At 58.1% G+C, this 17,051-nt stretch carries 19 protein-coding genes; 7 read left to right on the forward strand and 12 right to left on the reverse strand.

The annotated features are described in order from the left end of the window. Nucleotides 1-3 precede the first annotated feature (3 nt). The gene (locus AC3ZVB_RS14855) at nucleotides 4-1,716 is read right to left on the reverse strand and encodes a copper resistance system multicopper oxidase (protein ID WP_490146950.1); all 1,713 of its coding nucleotides are present in this window, start codon (nucleotides 1,714-1,716) and stop codon (nucleotides 4-6) included. Between the two features lie 219 nt (nucleotides 1,717-1,935). Between AC3ZVB_RS14855 and AC3ZVB_RS14860 the strand changes: the two genes are divergently transcribed. The 3 genes from AC3ZVB_RS14860 to AC3ZVB_RS14870 all read left to right on the forward strand — a co-directional run bounded on the left by AC3ZVB_RS14860 (nucleotide 1,936) and on the right by AC3ZVB_RS14870 (nucleotide 4,605). Then, a complete protein-coding gene (locus AC3ZVB_RS14860) occupies nucleotides 1,936-2,211 on the forward strand; it encodes a metal/formaldehyde-sensitive transcriptional repressor (protein WP_490146951.1) in 276 nt (91 codons plus the stop codon). 8 nt (nucleotides 2,212-2,219) lie between these two features. Then, a complete protein-coding gene (locus AC3ZVB_RS14865) occupies nucleotides 2,220-3,368 on the forward strand; it encodes a nickel/cobalt efflux protein RcnA (protein WP_490146952.1) in 1,149 nt (382 codons plus the stop codon). Between the two features lie 163 nt (nucleotides 3,369-3,531). Further along, nucleotides 3,532-4,605, forward strand: a complete 1,074-nt coding sequence (locus AC3ZVB_RS14870) for an NAD(P)/FAD-dependent oxidoreductase (protein WP_490146988.1) — start codon at nucleotides 3,532-3,534, stop codon at nucleotides 4,603-4,605. A 200-nt stretch (nucleotides 4,606-4,805) separates the two neighbouring features. On the opposite strand, the gene AC3ZVB_RS14875 is transcribed toward AC3ZVB_RS14870, so the two are convergent. The 5 genes from AC3ZVB_RS14875 to AC3ZVB_RS14895 form a co-directional block, all read right to left on the reverse strand. Further along, nucleotides 4,806-5,375, reverse strand: a complete 570-nt coding sequence (locus tag AC3ZVB_RS14875; protein ID WP_490146953.1) for a DJ-1/PfpI family protein — start codon at nucleotides 5,373-5,375, stop codon at nucleotides 4,806-4,808. 174 nt (nucleotides 5,376-5,549) lie between these two features. Further along, entirely contained in the window at nucleotides 5,550-5,966 is a 417-nt protein-coding gene (locus tag AC3ZVB_RS14880) for a VOC family protein (RefSeq protein ID WP_490146954.1), read from the reverse strand. 68 nt (nucleotides 5,967-6,034) lie between these two features. After that, complete coding sequence (locus AC3ZVB_RS14885) at nucleotides 6,035-6,778, reverse strand: carboxymuconolactone decarboxylase family protein (protein ID WP_490146955.1); 744 nt, start codon at nucleotides 6,776-6,778, stop codon at nucleotides 6,035-6,037. A gap of 25 nt (nucleotides 6,779-6,803) precedes the next feature. Next, nucleotides 6,804-8,015 (reverse strand): MFS transporter, encoded by a 1,212-nt coding sequence (locus AC3ZVB_RS14890; RefSeq protein ID WP_490146956.1) that lies wholly within the window; start codon nucleotides 8,013-8,015, stop codon nucleotides 6,804-6,806. Further along, the gene (locus AC3ZVB_RS14895; RefSeq protein ID WP_490146957.1) at nucleotides 8,012-9,040 is read right to left on the reverse strand and encodes an alpha/beta hydrolase; all 1,029 of its coding nucleotides are present in this window, start codon (nucleotides 9,038-9,040) and stop codon (nucleotides 8,012-8,014) included. The genes AC3ZVB_RS14890 and AC3ZVB_RS14895 overlap by 4 nt, the downstream gene beginning before the upstream one ends. A 171-nt stretch (nucleotides 9,041-9,211) precedes the next feature. Here AC3ZVB_RS14895 and AC3ZVB_RS14900 point away from each other — a divergent pair, with 171 nt between their 5' ends. Then, entirely contained in the window at nucleotides 9,212-10,153 is a 942-nt protein-coding gene (locus tag AC3ZVB_RS14900; RefSeq protein ID WP_490146958.1) for a LysR family transcriptional regulator, read from the forward strand. A 224-nt stretch (nucleotides 10,154-10,377) separates the two neighbouring features. Here the strand turns inward: AC3ZVB_RS14900 and AC3ZVB_RS14905 are convergent, their stop codons facing one another. The 5 genes from AC3ZVB_RS14905 to AC3ZVB_RS14925 form a co-directional block, all read right to left on the reverse strand. Continuing rightward, nucleotides 10,378-10,896, reverse strand: a complete 519-nt coding sequence (locus tag AC3ZVB_RS14905) for a hypothetical protein (RefSeq protein ID WP_490146959.1) — start codon at nucleotides 10,894-10,896, stop codon at nucleotides 10,378-10,380. 115 nt (nucleotides 10,897-11,011) lie between these two features. After that, nucleotides 11,012-11,479 carry an anti-virulence regulator CigR family protein gene (locus AC3ZVB_RS14910; protein WP_490146960.1) on the reverse strand — a complete coding sequence of 156 codons (468 nt, stop codon included), beginning with the start codon at nucleotides 11,477-11,479 and terminating at the stop codon, nucleotides 11,012-11,014. 159 nt (nucleotides 11,480-11,638) lie between these two features. Continuing rightward, on the reverse strand, nucleotides 11,639-12,223 hold the full coding sequence (locus AC3ZVB_RS14915; RefSeq protein ID WP_490146961.1) for a DUF6630 family protein: 585 nt from the start codon (nucleotides 12,221-12,223) through the stop codon (nucleotides 11,639-11,641). Nucleotides 12,224-12,324: 101 nt separating this feature from the next. Further along, nucleotides 12,325-12,696 carry a hypothetical protein gene (locus AC3ZVB_RS14920; protein WP_490146962.1) on the reverse strand — a complete coding sequence of 124 codons (372 nt, stop codon included), beginning with the start codon at nucleotides 12,694-12,696 and terminating at the stop codon, nucleotides 12,325-12,327. A gap of 100 nt (nucleotides 12,697-12,796) precedes the next feature. After that, entirely contained in the window at nucleotides 12,797-13,681 is an 885-nt protein-coding gene (locus tag AC3ZVB_RS14925) for an AraC family transcriptional regulator (RefSeq protein ID WP_490146963.1), read from the reverse strand. 139 nt (nucleotides 13,682-13,820) lie between these two features. Here AC3ZVB_RS14925 and AC3ZVB_RS14930 point away from each other — a divergent pair, with 139 nt between their 5' ends. From AC3ZVB_RS14930 to AC3ZVB_RS14940, 3 genes are read left to right on the forward strand one after another with little or no spacing between them, the layout of a single operon-like run. Then, nucleotides 13,821-14,564, forward strand: coding sequence for an SDR family NAD(P)-dependent oxidoreductase (locus AC3ZVB_RS14930; RefSeq protein ID WP_490146964.1), 744 nt, complete (start codon nucleotides 13,821-13,823; stop codon nucleotides 14,562-14,564). Nucleotides 14,565-14,582: 18 nt separating this feature from the next. Further along, nucleotides 14,583-14,984 carry a VOC family protein gene (locus AC3ZVB_RS14935; RefSeq protein WP_490146965.1) on the forward strand — a complete coding sequence of 134 codons (402 nt, stop codon included), beginning with the start codon at nucleotides 14,583-14,585 and terminating at the stop codon, nucleotides 14,982-14,984. Continuing rightward, a complete protein-coding gene (locus tag AC3ZVB_RS14940) occupies nucleotides 14,981-15,958 on the forward strand; it encodes a saccharopine dehydrogenase family protein (RefSeq protein WP_490146966.1) in 978 nt (325 codons plus the stop codon). The genes AC3ZVB_RS14935 and AC3ZVB_RS14940 overlap by 4 nt, the downstream gene beginning before the upstream one ends. Nucleotides 15,959-16,021: 63 nt before the next feature. Here the strand turns inward: AC3ZVB_RS14940 and AC3ZVB_RS14945 are convergent, their stop codons facing one another. Beyond that, nucleotides 16,022-16,912: an AraC family transcriptional regulator gene (locus tag AC3ZVB_RS14945; protein WP_490146967.1), complete on the reverse strand. Its 891-nt coding sequence runs from the start codon at nucleotides 16,910-16,912 to the stop codon at nucleotides 16,022-16,024. Nucleotides 16,913-17,051 lie beyond the last annotated feature (139 nt).

Genomic DNA, 17,051 nt, shown 5'->3' on the forward strand with positions numbered 1-17,051 from the left:
GCCTCATTCTTCCACGCGAACTTCACGGAACATGCCCATTTCCATGTGATACAGGAGGTGGCAGTGATAGGCCCAGCGGCCGAGCGCGTCGGCGGTCACCCGATAACTGCGCCGTGAGCCTGGCGGCATGTCGATGGTGTGTTTGCGTACCATGAACTGGCCGTTTTCGTCTTCCAGATCGCTCCACATGCCGTGCAGGTGGATGGGGTGAGTCATCATTGTGTCGTTGACCAGCACCACCCGAACCCGCTCGCCATATTTGAGGCGCAGGGGTTCGGCATCGGAGAACTTCACGCCGTTGAATGACCAGGCGAACTTCTCCATATGGCCAGTGAGGTGCAATTCTATGGTGCGGCTGGGGTCGCGGCCGTCCGGGTCTTCAAAGGTGCTGCGCAGGTCGGAATAGGTCAGGACGCGACGACCGTTGTCACGCAGGCCGAGGCCAGGATCATCGAGTTTGGGTAAGGTGGTCATGGCTTGCATGTCCACCAGCGGATTGTTGCTTTCCGTCGCGGGGTGGGACTGCATTTCGCCCATTCCAGCCATGCCGCTGTGATCCATGCCTGCCATGTCGCCGCCCGCACTACCGTGATCCATACCGCCCATACCCATGTCATCCATGGTCACCAGCGGCCTCGGGTCCAGTGGTGGTATCGGCGCGAACACACCGGTCTTCACTGCCAGCGTGCCACAGGCATAGCCAGTGCGATCCATCGACTGGGCGAACAAGGTATAAGCATCCTGGGTCGGCTCGACGATCACATCGAAAGTCTCCGCCACCGCGATGCGAAACTCGTCGACACTCACCGGTTTGACGTACAGACCGTCTGCGGCGACCACGGTCATTTTCAGACCGGGAATGCGTACGTCGAAGTAGGTCATGGCGGAGCCGTTGATGAAACGTAGGCGCAGTTTCTCGCCGGGCCGGAATATCCCCGTCCAGTTCATGTCCGGCGACTGGCCGTTCATCAAGTAGGTGTAGGTCGCGCCGCTGACGTCGGCCAGGTCCGTGGGATTCATCTTCATTTCAGCCCACATCTTTCGATCTGCGACCGTGGAGCCCCAACCTTTTTCACTGACGTCGTGGATGAAGTCACCCACGGTGCGCTTGTTGTAGTTGTAGTAGTCCGACTGTTTTTTCAACGTCTTCATCAAACCGACCGCGTCTTCGTCGGTCCAGTCGGTCAGCATCACCACGTAATCGCGGTCGTACTGGAACGGCTCCGGCTCCTTGGCATCGATCACCAATGGGCCGTAAACGCCGGACTGTTCCTGAAACCCCGAATGACTGTGATACCAGTAAGTGCCGTTCTGCCTGACCTTGAATTGATAGACATACATCCCGCCCGGTTCAATGCCATGAAAGCTCAGGCCCGGCACGCCGTCCATGTTGGCCGGCAGCAGAATGCCGTGCCAGTGGATGGAAGTATCAGCGTCGAGTTTGTTCCTCACACGCAACGTGACCGTGTCGCCTTCGCGCCAGCGCAGCAGGGGGCCGGGAATGCCGCCGTTGATGGTCATCGCGGTGCGCGGGTTGCCGGTGATGTTGACCGGGGTTTCACCAATGATCAGGTCGAAATCAGTACCGGCCAGGACATTCGCCTCGCCGGGACTGGTGATCGCCCAAACAGGTGTGCGCCATAGCCCGAGGCCGCCGAGAATCCCGGCGACGGCGAGCCCCTTCACAAAGGTTCGTCTTGATGTTTCAGGTCGCATGACGCTTTGTTCCCAGTCAGTAGGATGACAGAGCAAACAGGAGATGCTGCCAATTTCGATGAAGATCGTAATGGATACAACCTTTCAGAAGGCTGAGCTAAAGATTACGGTTTTGTCAGCTTCAACCGCAGCTTTGGCCGTGAGCCACTCGAATGCTGGCTTGCGAATGCCTGGTTTGTGAGTAAATATGCGCATCAATATAGGATAGGGGGGTAGGGTATGTCGCATGTGCATGGACAAAAAGACGACTTGTTGAAACGTGTTCGACGTATCGCCGGTCAGGTTCAGGCTATAGAGCGGGCGCTGGAGGCGGACGCTGACTGTGCCAAAACGCTGCATCTTGTCGCTGCCACACGCGGGGCAATGAACGGTCTCATGGATGAAATTATTGAAGCACATGCGCACGCCCACGTCGCGAACCCTGAATTGAGCGATGAAGAGCGCGCCACAGGCGTCGAAGAGTTGCTCGAAGCCATCCGTCGTTACTCGAAGTAGATCCTGTCATGCCAAATTTTGCAGAACTGCTTCAACAGGGGGGCACCCACGCGTGGCTCTACTTTCCGAGCGCAATATTACTAGGTGCGTTGCACGGACTTGAGCCTGGCCATTCAAAGACCATGATGGCAGCGTTCATCGTCGCCATCCGTGGATCGGTGAAACAGGCTGTGCTGCTGGGCTTGGCCGCAACGCTCTCGCATACCGCAGTGGTGTGGTTGGTTGCCATCGGTGGCATGTATCTGGGCAAAGGCCTAGACGCTCAAACTACTGAGCCATACTTCCAGCTCGCGTCCTCCGCGCTGATCATTCTGATTGCGGTGTGGATGTTGTGGCGTACCTGGCGCGGCGAACAGATGCTCAAGTTCGAGCAAGGTGATGATCACCATCACGGTGAACATGCCCATGCCCATGCCCATGCTCATCACGATGAGACTCAGCGCATTGATACGGGCCACGGGCGGATCGAACTGTCGATTTTCGAACAGGAAATGCCTCCGCGCTGGCGCATGAAAGCGTTGAATGGACAAGCCTGGTCAGCGGCAAAGGTTCGACTGACGACTACCCGCTCAAATGGCAGCATTCAAACGTTCTCGTTCGTCGAGCGCGAAGGTTTCCTGGAATCGACCGCCGATATTCCTGAGCCTCACGACTTTAGTGCTCGTTTGAGTCTTGGGCATGCGGGCCATTCCCATGATTACGATTTGGATTATCGGGAGCACGGACACAGTCAGGAGCACTCCGAGCTGGAAGGCCTGGAATTGTCGATAGATGGGTATCAGGATGTGCATGAGCGTGCCCATGCCAATGATATCCGTAAGCGCTTCACCAACCGCGAGGTCACCACGGGTCAGATCGCCATGTTCGGTTTGACAGGGGGGCTGATTCCTTGCCCAGCGGCTATTACCGTTCTGCTGCTCTGCCTTCAGGTCAAGGAAGTCGCCTTGGGAGGCGTGCTGGTCCTGTGTTTCAGCCTTGGCTTGGCGCTTACATTGGTATCCGTCGGTGCGGCGGCGGCGATTGGTGCTCAACAAGCTTCCAACCGCTGGCCGTGGCTCGGCACTGTGGCACGCCGCGCGCCGTACCTGTCCAGCTTGTTGATTATAGGTGTTGGCCTATATGTGGGCTTCCATGGCTGGATCGGTTTGAACGCTTAAGGCACTTGCAGTAATGGCCGCTTCTGGCCGTTCTCTGACTGTCACGAAAGACCGCAGCCGGCCAGGTGAAGACACTGAAACCGCGTTCTGAGCGATCAGGTTTTCAGGTGGTGAAATGCTCCAGCCGTCGTACCATGGGCAGGTCGACAGTATGGAGGTTGATATGGGAAATGCTCAGGGCAAACGAGTGGTGGTCATTGGTGCTGGCATCGTGGGTGCTTCGCTGGCGTATCATTTGGCTGCTAAAGGCGCGAATGTCACCGTGGTTGAGGCTGGAGATATCGCGTCGGGAGTGACTGGAACTTCATTCGCATGGATCAACACCCAACACGCAAACCCCGACCCCATTGCAGAGCTGCGCGCAGCTGCAATCGAGGCCTATCGTCGACTCGAATCCCGGTTACCTGACCTGAACATACGCTGGACAGGTGCTTTGTCTTTCAACGCGACGGCAAGTGAAGCGCTGTCAGCTTCAGGTCATCAGGCTTCGGCAAATCTGGTAGATCGATCGCAGATTCTCGGCCTTGAACCAAATCTCAAGAATCCTCCTCAATCTGCTGTGTACGCGGCTGATGAAGGGGCGCTGGACGCAGTGGCAGTTACTCATGCGTTGATCGCAGGTGCCCAGGCAAATGGGGCGAAGATTCACACCCATACGCGTGTTCTGGGCTTTGTAATCCGGGGCGCTACGGTGACGGGCGTTGAAACGACAATGGGTATCATCGATGCTGATGTGGTCGTACTTGCGGCCGGAACAGGCATCACGACACTGACAGACAGGCTTGCGGTGTCTCTTCCAATAGAGGCCTCGCCTGCCATTTTCATCCGTTACAAGTCTCAACCCGAACTCGTGCACACCCTTATATCCAGCGCTGAGATGGAAGTGCGACAAAGTGCGGAGGGTGCGTTGCTGGCAGCAGAAGATTATCTGGACGACGCCATTGAGAATCAGCCCGCAGCGATAGCGCTTCGAACTGCCAGGACAATCCGCAACCAACTCCATGGGACGGGTTCCATCGATGTGCAATTGGCTTGTGTCGGACTCAGACCCATGCCTGCGGATGGCCTACCCATCATCGGTTATCTACCAAAAGTGGGCGGCGTCTATGTGTGTGTCATGCATCCTGGCGTCACTTTGGCGGCGATAGTGGGACGTCTTGCCAGCGAGGAAATCATCGACGACAAGGTATCCAGCGCCCTTTGCCCATGCCGGCCCGATCGATTCCTTCAAGTGTAGTGCGCCGATTTCATAAAAAACCGAACGGTGCCAAAGACTCAATCAAACGCAACAATGCTGGTTTTTCGGCGGGTTGTTCTCCGATGCAACACACTTGCGGGTCGCTGAGAGAGCACCAGACCGAAACATGGTCGCGGGCACGTCATCAGCGCTCATAAATCATCTCCTGATAATGTGCCCGACATGCAGGGGCGACGCGGTCACCGATGTTCTGCTGCCAGCATTGACCTGAACTGAGAAACGATCTCTGAAGATAGCCCGGCACTGTCGAACACGGCGCAGGTGAAGCTAACCGGGGCAGGGCCTGGGGCAGTGATGATGCGGTCTGCGACCACGGCTACCGAACTGTTTTGATACAGCGCGCGGCCTTCATAATTCAAGGCGTTCTGTTGTAAGAAATCAGCGCTGTTCGAGGTATGAGGAACCGTGTCGAGAAGCCCGGCCCTGGCAAGTGCCAGCGTTCCGCCACAGATACCGGCGATTGTCGCTCCACTTGAATGACTGGCTTGAAGAAAGTCCCGGATGTCCGGCGCTTCTGCACTTTCCCAGATCATTCCTCCAATCACGACAATCACGTCTGGCTTCCAGTCTCGACAGTGTTGCAAGCTGCTATCGACAGAGACCGTCAGTCCACCCTGCGAGCTGAACTGCCCCGTAGAGGGCGCAAAAAACCTGACGTCGATCCCGTAAAACGGGGAGCCAGTGCCCGCAATGAACGCATATTCCCAGTCCGCAAAACCGGGTGTCAGTATCAATCCCACGCGTGCCATCAGTCAGAATCCTCCATGAATGCCAATAACCAGCAAAACACACCGCAAGGGCTTCTTGGGGTCGAACGCGGCCGAGCGGAATGTCTGCTTCTTAATGATAGCGCTGGCTTTCTCATCAGTTCGGGCGTGGTTCAAGTTGGCGCCGCATACACGTTCATCGGCTGGCGAATGTCATCAGGATTGCACAGCAGGGCCTTTCAACTCGATTTGATTGTCATCCGGGTCATTGAGGTAAATGGACAACCCTGTTCCCTCTGCGCCATAGCGCATCGCCGCCTTCTCCGCGGATACACCGCGCTCAGCCAGGTGGCGGAGAATGGCCTGTTCATCAAACGGCTCAACCCGAAGGCAGACGTGATCGACGTTGTGTCCTTGCTTGCCCGCCGGCTGACCACCCTGACGACCGATCGGCCCGTTCACATCAACCAGGTCAATCATCGATGTCCCTGCGCTCAGATGAATCATGCCAAGGTCGTCACGGCGCTTGTTGACCTCACATCCAAGGACTGATGTGTAAAACGCCAGGCTGCGCTCGATGTCCTGCACCCGAAGTACAACATGGTCTAAACGTTGAATTGAAAAACTGCGCATGACGATCACTCCTGTCGGATCACTGATTTTAGTATCCATCCCGGCGAGGGCAAGCGCGTGTAGCCTGGTCAGCCTCTGATTTTTTCCAGGGCCAAAACAATGCGCTCAGCCGCACCCTGGTCACCACGGTGTTTGAGTTCGCTAGCCACTTGATTCAACTGCTGCGCCGTTAGGCCAACATTCATACTGATCTTCAGGTGCGACTCCAACTGCGCCTCTAGCCCTGGCATCGCGGCAAGTGCCCCGACAGTGGCCAGTTCACGAGCCACCCAATCGAGGTTGTCTCGGGCGAAGATATCGCCGAACAGGTGAACCTTCAGAAACTGGTCAATCGCAGGGGCGAACTCAAACAGCGGTCCCGAGACCGGTGCGCCCACCAGACGGGTTTGATTGTCTGTACCCAGTTCGAGCAAAGCATGCCCCGACGGCACAGGGCCCGGTTCGCGTCCCGGTTCGTCTTGAGTGCCGCGTGTCTCGCGCTCTTGCAACACGCTCATCAGTTGCGAAAGCGCATTGAGGCTGCGCGGGAACCCGGCATACGCATAAAGCTGGACCAGGATTTCCTTGCACTCACTAATCGTCAGGCCGGCGTCGAGACCACGATTGAGTGCATCACGTAAACGGGGCATATCGCCGCTGGCCATGCTGGCGCCGAGAGGGGCGATGGTCAGTTGTTTTGCAGTCAGGGTTTGTTCAGTCACTATCTTTTTCTCCAGATCTGTCGCGGCGGCGAGGGGTAAAGCCGATAGAGCAAAGGGCATCAAGGCGGCGAACCAGAGGCCCTTCCATCCAGTGGGACGATCGATAAACATGGCCTTGCTCCTTGGAATAGAGGGGTCATCGGGTGTGGGGCACCGGCGAACGAGCGGTTAGAAAGGTCAGCAGCGCGGCGAGCATCAACATCACGGCGCTGGCGATAAACGTGCTCTGGTAGCCGAGCGCGTCAAACAGTACCCCGCCGACGGTGGAGCCCACTGCGATAGCCAATTGAACAATCGCCACCATCAGGCCGCCGCCTGCCTCGGCATGATCCGGCAAGGCATTCGCAATCCAGCTCCACCAGCCTACTGGTGCCGCCGTCGCGATAAAGCCCCAAAGTCCGAGCAATACCGCTACAGCGATAACCCAGGTGCCTGCAGGAATCAGGGCTGCTGCGATTACCGCCATCAGCAGTGAGATGGTAGTCAAGGTGCCGTATAGACTGCGCTTGAGGACAGCACCGATCAGCGTTGTGCCTAAAAAGCCAGCGACGCCTATCACCAATAGCAGCAGAGAAAGGATGGGCACGCTGACCTGGGTGACCGATTCCAGAAAAGGGCGCAGGTAGGTGAACAGCGTAAATTGGCCCATAAAAAACAAGCCCGCGGCGGCCATGCCCAGCGCCACCTTGCGATTTTTCAGCAGTTCGAAAACATTGCCAGCACCCGGCGAACGCTTCTGTGCCGGCATGTCTGGCAGGCTGATCCACTGCCAAACCAGCGCAATCAACGCCACTGGCACCAAGCACAAGAACGCACCTCGCCATCCCACAATCGAGCCCAGATAACTGCCCAGTGGCGCCGCCACCACCGTCGCCAAGGCGTTGCCTCCGTTGAAAACGGCCAGTGCCCTGGGCACTTGTGCAGCCGGCACCAGGCGCATTGCCGTGGCTGCCGACATCGACCAAAACCCGCCAATCACGACGCCGATCAGGGCTCGCCCAGTCATGTAGATCAGGTAGTTCGGGGCAAGCGCCACAATGATGCCCGACAGGGCCATCAAACCGGTCAAGGCCAGCAGCAGGGTCTTTCTGTTCAGGTTGCCGGCGATCCAGCTGATCGACAGGCTCGCCAACACCGCAAACGCGCCAGAGATGGCAAGCCCCTGGCCCGCCAAGCCCTGGCTAACCTGCAGGTCGTTCGCCAAGGGTGTCAGCAGGCTAACGGGCATGAACTCCGAGGCGATCAGCGCGAATACGCACAGCGTCATTGCATAAACGCCACCCCAATGACCGGTACGCTTACCTGTCTCGCTCAAGGCGTTGGTTGGCAAGTGGACGTCAGCCGTCATTTCAGGTGGTCCTGAAAGAATCGGGTCAGCTGTGCGAAAGGAATCAGGTCGACGCGATCGTACAGATCGACATGGCCTGCGTTGGGCACAATGACCAGCTCTTTAGGTTCGCCTGCCAAGCGAAACGCCTCTTCGCTGAACTCGCGGGAGTGGGCGTTTGCACCTGCAATAAACAACATCGGGCGAGGCGAAATGCTCTCGATATCGACGAATGGGTAGAAATTCATGAACTTGGTATTACTACTCAGCGTCGGGCGGGTGGTCTGTTGCGGCGTGGAACTGGTTGGGGTGAATTCACCACGTGGGGTGCGGTAGAAGTCAAAGAACTCGCGCTGGATGGGGTGGGTGTCAGCTTTCAGCTCTTGCACTGTGCCGCCGGTGTATTCGATCTTGCCGCCCGCGAACTCCACATAACGCTGCTCGGCCGCCGCTGCGATGACTTGCTTGCGCTGTTCAAGGGTTTGCGAATGCTTGAGACCGTCGCGGTTGGCGGCGCCCATGTCATACATGCTGACGGTGGCGATGGCTTTCATACGCGGGTCGATCTTGGCTGCACTAATGACAAAACTGCCGCTGCCACAAATCCCCAGCACGCCTATGCGCTGGCGGTCGATAAAAGGCTGCGAACCGAGGTAATCCACGGCGGCACTAAAGTCTTCGGCGTACATGTCTGGCAGTACAGCATTACGTGGTCGGCCTTCGCTTTCGCCCCAGAACGACAAATCCAGCGCCAGGGTTACGAAGCCCTGTTCCGCCAATTTTTGCGCATACAGGTTTGAGCTTTGCTCCTTTACCGCGCCCATGGGGTGGCCAACAATGATGGCCGGGCTACGGTTGGCGCTGTCCAGCCCTTTGGGGATGAATAGATTGCCCACGACATTGAGCTGGTACTGATTCTTGAAGCTGACCTTTTGCACGGTCACCTGGTCACTTTTAAAGAAATTATCGGCACCGTTGGACATATCGGCTCCTGATGCGGTGAATGAACTGATTAGCAACCCGAGCATGACGAGAAGTCTTTTCATGGGGCGTCCTTTTGAGGGAAAGCTGAAGGTGGCGCAGCGCGAGGCTCGCTCCTTTTCATGGCGAGAGGTTGGGGTGCGGAGTAGTGTTACGCAATAATGAGATTTTGATTAGCTAATGAATGCTTAATGCGGCTATAACCATGACTAATCAATCGATCGAGCATGCCCGCCATGGCCAAACCCAATTTCAATGATCTGCTGGCTTTCGTGACCGTGGCGCGGGTGGGCAGCTTTACCCGCGCGGCGGTACAGCTTGGAGTGACGCAATCGGCAGTGAGCCAGGTGGTGACCGCACTGGAAGCGCGTCTGAAAATCCGCTTGCTGACCCGCACCACGCGCAGCGTATCGCTGACAGCGGCGGGGGAGCGATTGCTGGACGCAGTGGGCCATCGTTTCGATGAAATCGAGGCAGAAGTGGAAGCGTTGACCGAGCTGCGCGACAAGCCGGCCGGGACGGTACGCATTACCTGCGGCGACAACGTGATCAAGACAACCCTGCTGCCCAAGTTGGCGCCGTTGCTACAGATGTACCCGGATATCAAGCTGGAATTCGATATCAACTATGGCTTTCGCGACATCGTCGCCGACCGTTTCGATGCCGGCGTGCGCTTCAGCGACACGGTGGCCCAGGATATGATCGCCGTGCCCATTGGCCCGCCGATACGAATGGCCGTAGTGGCTGCGCCAGGCTATTTCGCGAAACACCCCGCCCCGGAACATCCTCGCGATCTGGCAGGACACCGCTGTATCGATATCCGTTTTCCCACCTATGACGGCGTGGATGCATGGGAATTCGAACGCCAGGGCAAGAAGCTCAAGGTTCGTGTAGACGGTCAGTTGATATTCAACTCCACCACCCATATCGCCGATGCTGCGGTGAGTGGGCTGGGCATCGCCTATCTGCCCGAGGACGAGTTTGCCCCGCATCTGAGCGAAGGGCGGCTTGTCCGGGTACTGGAGGACTGGTGTGAACCCTTCGGCGGCTATCATCTGTACTACCCCAGCCGTCGACAACCCTCCCAGGCGTTTTCACTGGTCGTTGATGCGTTGCGGTTTGATCGTTTACCGCCGACCGGTGATCCGCATGGGACTGGGCCATCCATAGAGCAATAGCGCCTCCTTCACCTATCCTCCAATCACTTGGAAATAAGCAATTTCATGTTGTCTGGAACGATGATCTGACGATCAGTGATGGGCGTGGAGTCAACAACATGGAAAACAAATCGCTCCCGTTTGTTACAGCAAAGCGCGTACAAAGCGCCTCTATTTAGTAGCGCGAATCCGTAAAAAAGGGCGCCTTGTCGGGCGCCCTTTTTATGGTTGCGTGCTACAGCGGATCAGTGCGAGTTCTTTGCTGCCGACGTTCCGGCTTTGCTCAACCCTTTCGAATTGTGATCCCCAGGAGTCGAGTCCGAGATGGCAGTAGCTTTGGCCACGCCTCGCGCATCGTTGGAATGGGCGATGCCTGAAGTCGTGGAGCCATGACCGCGATCACCATTGCGATCACTGCCATAGTGGTTACCGCTTTCACCACGGTCGCGTACAGCCTTGCCTGCATGATCACTACTTAGACCGTTGCCACGGCCGTTACTATTGGCGTTTCCGTGATCTGAGCCGCTGTGACCACCGCCTGTACCGCCGCCATGGCCACCGCCGTTACCACCACCATTACCGCCGCCGCCGTTACCACCACCATTACCGCCGCCGCCACCGCCACCGCCGTTACCACCACCACCACCACCGTCCTTCGCATAGGCAGAGTTCATGATAGAGAGGTCAACTGGGAGTAATGGGGCGGCTGCAAGCATCATGGCGCAGGACATGACGGCAACGAGACTCTTATTCTTTAAAAGCATGATTGCTTCCGTAGGGTTGATATCGCGTACTTTCAGACGCGATCGGCCCCGCATAGTTCAAGTTCGGCGACAGACGGAAGGGGCTGTGCAGTGTCGCAATCTCCGACCCCATGCACTAATCAAATGCACCGTTGAGAACTTCGTAGATGAGCCCGGTTGCCAGCGCGACCAGTATCAAGTCGGTGCCTGCTTGCTGCCATTCATATCCATCGTAATGAGGCAGCCTGCCGACTAATCGACCATCGAGTTTCTTTGCAATTCCGGGTGGAAGCGGTTTGCCCCTCGCGAGGTTCTTTTGAATGCCCGGTGGTAAAGCAGGGCCTGCGCTCCAGTAGTCTCGATAGCCACCCACAATGCCGAGCACGCTACCGTGATTAATGCTTGGGCCATGATCCCAATCGCCACCAGCATTTTTACCTTTGTTTTCGTGCCCTTGCTGGTTGCCATGGCTTTGGCCGTTTTGCGGATTTCCTTGTCCTTTCCCCTGGCCCTTCCCGTTACCAGGATCGGCCAATGCAGTCGCTGAGCCGCAGATCAGCGCGAGGCAGGTAAAGGCGGCAATGAGTGAGCGAGTTCTGGGCATGAGTCGTTCCTTCGCAAGGGCGGGATGTCTCTATGAATCTTAGACGCTTTTGACGACGCGGGTTCCGTGACGCGTGACCGCTGCCGAAAGGCTTTCCAAGTCCCGTCAACCCTGGAACACGGTCGTCGCACCGACCATTTTGTATAGGCACTGTCAACGTCAGAAGTTCTCAAGACTGACTTTAATGCCCGCACGTCCGGCCAGCTCAATGGTTTCTTCCACCCGGTCAGCGTCAACAATAAAACCATCGTAATTGTCACTGCCGGAGTCCAGGTGAAGATAACGTTTACCAAATCGAATCAACCATCGGTCGAATTCAGCAAGCACCTCCGGCATTGATGAAGCGCCGTCTCGCACGTAGACATAGGGCTCTTTCAAGCCGTTGGCGCTCACCAGACAGGGAGCCTGGTACTCAAACACATCAAAACCTTTCCAATCCACGCTCATTAAAACGAGCTGTTCAAGTTTTTGCGCCTTGGAACCCTCCAGCAATCCAGCGGTGAGAGCACCGCATGCGTCGTCTCCCATCGCGTATCTACGCATGACGCGCCTTACAAGTCGGGCGCTTTCTTTTTCGGGAACCACCGCCAACAGCGCCTGGGTAAAAGCCTCGAGTGCCTTTTTCCGTGTGGAGTCGGGTGGGCCGGGCCGTAATTCTTTCATGATCGCTGAAGCGCTGAGGTTTGTTTCCTCGGGTGGGGGCATGGTAAAGCGCCCACCAAACAACCTATCCAAAATGCCCATACCACTCCTTGGAATACTGTGTGAAAAGCGATTTTTCTATTACTGGCGACAGTACAAACGCACATTAGCCCTTTGTACAGCGGCCATTTCTTTAGCCACTGTCAGCCACCTTTGGCCCCGCGCGTTTGAGCCAGGCGAGCGTTCCAGTCGCCACCGTGAATGCGTTGGCACGCTTGCTCGGAATCGAAGCAGACAGTGTGGTCGGAAGGCTTCAGATCGATGTCGGCCTCACTCAACGCGATGGCCGTCAGCTCAAAGATGCGCATCTTTGCGTTTACCTGGGCGAGCTCTCTGTCAGCCTCGGTTTCGAACACCCAGATGAACTTCAGGGTTTCCGCCAGCGCGTTCAAATCTGCGGTGTGGGTGAGCCAGGTAAAACCCTTGATTTCACCTTTTGCTGTTTCGCACGCTTCAGTGAGCGTGGTAATCAACCGGCGTTCGATCCGCGCCAGTTCACGTTTTCCGGGTGGCATTTGGGGTTCCTTGTGGAGGTAATGGTGGAGCAGCCTGCCAGTGCCAACGGCGGCGTTTAACAGTAGCTCTCGGAACAACACAACAGAGGCGCAATTCTTGTCAGGCCTTTGTTGCTTCCCGGATTCTTCCCGCATCCTTCGCGGGGGGAAGTCCGAACACTCGCGCGTAGTCGCGGCTGAATTGGGTTGCGCTCTCATAACCCACCTCGAACGCCGCCGCCGTGACACTTTTGGCGTTGGCGAGCATGAGCATACGCGCTTGAAGCAGGCGTACCCGCTTCTGATACTGCAAGGGGCTGAGGGTCGTGACCGCCTTGAAGTGGCGATGGAAGGCCGAGACGCTCATGGCCGCTCTTTGCGCCAGGCTCTCCACCCGGATGGGATGGGCGAAGTCGCGGCGAATCCACTGAATGGCCTGGTTCACCCTGGCCATGGCCGTGTCGGGCGCGGCGATTTCGCGCAACATCCAGCCATGCGGCCCCTGTAAAACGCGGAAGAGAATCTCGCGTTCGTAAGCGGGCGCGAGGGCCGCGATATCGTCAGGCTTGCCCATCAAGCGCAACATCCGAACCCAGGCGTCCATCAGTTCTGGCGTGGTGGCGGCGACCGAGAAACCAGGATCGTTGTCGTGACGTCCAGCAGGTTTAGGCAAGTCCGCGAGCAGCGTGGATAACACCAGGGGATCCAGCGTCAGGCTGACGGCCAGGTAAGGCTCGCCGGTGGGGGCAGGGTGCACCGAGCCCACGGCGGGCAGCTCGATGGACATGACGAAATAGGTCGAGGGGTCGTACCGCAGCGTACGGTCACCCACGGTCATGGTTTTGCTGCCTTGCAGGATCAGGTTGATCATCGGGTCGTAGACCGCCGCGAGCATGTGCTCCGGGATCTTGCCCTGGACCATGGCGACGCGCGGAATTCCCGTCTCCGTACGACGGTTTTCGGCGTTGGCGGCCAAGGCGCGGAGTTCATTCAGTGGGCTGTTCATGGTGGGCATGCTGACGTGGCGAGGATGCCCAGTGCAAGCAAAAAGCAGAAACAGGCAGGTTTCGAGCAGGAACCGCCACGCCGGCGAAGTCGCTGTCCTTTACCGTGGAGGCTCATTCAATCGATAGGGGAGCGGGCACATGGGCGTTATCGTCATTACCGGTGGCAGTCGTGGCATAGGCGCCAGTGCAGCGGAGCATGCCGCTCAGCGTGGCATGGGAGTCATCCTCACCTACAACACGCGTCCGGACGCCGCAGATGCTGTGGTGCGGCGCATCGAACAGGCCGGCGGCAAAGCGGTTGCGCTAAAACTCGACGTTGCCGATGTCGCCAGCTTCAAGGCCTTCCGCGAGGCGGTTGTCGTGGCCCTTGAGACCACGTGGGGCGCCAGTACCCTCGCAGGTCTGGTGAACAACGCGGGCTACGGCCTGTTCAATCCACTGGCGTCGGTCAGCGAGGCGCAGTTCGATGGTCTTTTCAATGTCCACCTCAAGGGACCGTTCTTTCTGACCCAGGCCTTGCTGCCATTGCTTGAAGAGAACGCAAGCATCGTCAACCTCACCAGCGCCACCACGCGAGTAGCCACCGCAGGGGTTGCGCCTTATGCGGCGTTCAAAGGCGGCCTGGAAGTACTCACGCGTTACATGGCCAAGGAATTCGGTGAGCGCCGCATCAGGGCCAATTCGGTGTCACCGGGAGCGATTCGTACCGAACTGGGGGGCGGGCTCAATGATGAGTTTGAAGCCCTGTTGGCCGGGCAAACGGCGCTGGGCCGAGTGGGCGAACCCGAGGACGTGGCGCGAGTCATCGCCATGTTGCTGTCGCCAGAGGGCGCCTGGATCAATGCGCAGAGCATCGAAGTCGCGGGCGGCTACATCATCTGAACCATCGAGGGCCACACCATGCTGGATCACATTTTTCTGTCCGTCAGCGACATCTCACGTTCCATCCGTTTCTACGAAGCAACCCTTGCGCCACTGGGCATTACCGCGCGGCTGGACTACGACGGCAAGGATGGCCCGCCCGGGCATCCTGATCTCAAAGGCTTTGGCGCCAACGGCCGAATATTCTTCTGGTTACGCGAGGGCGTAGTGGAAGGGCAAGCCGTACACGTCGGATTTGTGGCGCATAACAAGGCCGAAGTGGAGGCCGCCTATGCCGCCGCGATGGCCCATGGCGCTGTCGACAACGGCGCCCCCGGCGCGCGTTTGCACTACGACCCCGATTACTACGCCGCCAATGTGCTGGACCCGGACGGGTACAGCCTGGAATTCGTCTACAAGAACTGGCAGCACGTCCAATGAACACTCTTCTGATCTATGGCGCGACGGGCTATACCGGTCGCATGGCCGCACAACGGGCCAAGGCGCTCGGCTTGCCGTTCGAAATTGCCGGCCGCAATCGCCAACAGCTGGTCGATCTTGCTGCACAACTGGATGTTCCCTGGCGCGTGTTCGAGGCGGGCCCCGACTCGGCGCGCTCGCTGTCGGGCATCCGTGTGTTGCTGAACTTCGCGGGTCCTTTTGCACACACGGCGCCTGACTTGATGGCGGCGTGTATTGAAGCCGGGGTCGATTACCTGGACATCACGGCCGAGATCAATGTCTATCGGCTGGCCGAACGTTTGGGTGCCGACGCGGCAGCATCAGGGGTGATGCTGTTGCCGGGCGTTGGCTGGGATGTCGTCCCCACCGACAGCCTGGCTGCGCACATCGCCCGGCGCGTTGCCAATCCTGTGGCGTTGAGTATTGCGCTGCAGGTCCCGGGGTCGATGTCCCGAGGTTCGGCGATGAGCGTCAGCGAGATCATCGGCGCAGGGGTGCTGACGCGAATCGACGGGGCGCTTGTCCCGACACCTGACGCGCAGCCACGCCAGTTTGATTTCGGAGACGGCCCGGTTCCGTGTGCGCCATTGTCATTCGGTGATCTGGTGACCGCCTGGCATTCGACGCGCATTCCGAACATTGCGATGTTCGTGCATGTCGCCGGTGATGCCTTTCCCGAAGGCGATTTGTCACAGTTACCCGATGGCCCCAGCGCGCAGGAACGTGACGCCAATCGTGCCCGCGCAGTGGCGCAAGTGACCGGTGCTGACGGTAGCGTGCTGCGTTCAGTGATCGAGACGGTCAACGGCTACACCTTTACTCCGCTGGCGGCGGTTGAAGCGGCACGAAGAGTGCTGGACGGTGACCGGCAGGCCGGATTTACGACCCCCGTAAGCGTATTTGGCGTTGAATTTGCCAGTACCATCGCCGGGACGACGATCACCGATTTGTAGTCTCGATGGATGGAGTGACGCGACGGCTGAGTGCCGTTGCGTTCAAGTCTTTGCAGGCCTGAGTCAACGCTTTTCGAGTGCTTCCTGCAGATCGCTCGATGCAGTGGGGACTTTGAATCTTGCTGCATCGCGTGCCGGTGGCAGACCAAAGAGCCGCGCGTACTCGCGGCTGAATTGCGAGGCGCTTTCATAGCCCACAGCGTATGCAATGGACGTGGCATCCCGCGTGTCGAACAGCAGCAGCCAGCGCGCCCTCAGCAGGCGCAGACGTTTCTGGTATTGAATGGGCGTCATGGCCGTCACGGACTTGAAGTGACGGTAGAACGCCGCCACGCTCATGTCCGCCATCCTCGCCAATGGCTCCACGCGAAACGGCTCGGTGTAGTGTTCGCGGATCCACTGAGTCGCCCGCCGAACCTGGGCCAGTCGACCGTCCGGGCGCGCAACGTCGCGCAGCATGGCGCCCAGCGGTCCTTGCAAGGCGCGGAACAGAATCTCGCGCTCGATCATGGGGGCCAGCACAGCGGCTTCATGGGGCGCATCTAGCAGTCTCATCATGCGTAACCAGGCGTCGATCATCTCGGCGGGTGCCGCCACGGGTTCAAAACGGGAATCGCCTAAGGCTTTTGCGGTTTTGTCGTCTTCCATCAACAACGTCGAGATCACCGCCGGGTCCAGGGCGAGGCTGACCGCGAGATAAGGCTGGTCAGTGGCGACAGCGTGAATCTGCCCCGTCGCGGGCACATCGACCGGCACCAGAAAATAGCTGCCCGCTACATAACGAGACACCTCATCACCGATCGACAGCGTCTTCTGGCCCTGAAGCACCAAGTGCAGCATTGGCTCATAGACCTGATCGGCGCATGCCTCTGCCCGGACCATTTGCACCCGCGGCAACCCGGTATCCGTCCACTTGTCGTGTGCGCGCATCACGATGCTGCGCAGTTCTGTCATTGCTCTGTCCATGACCCGGACGATGGCCCTGTTGTCGGGGTGGCGCAAGCCATGTGAGAAGAATAGGCAAGGATGCGCGAAAAACTGGCAAACGGCGCAGGCCGCGGGGGAGGAATACTCAGGCATGCAGTTCGTTGCG

The organism is Pseudomonas sp. MDV22-iso1 (assembly GCF_058145095.1).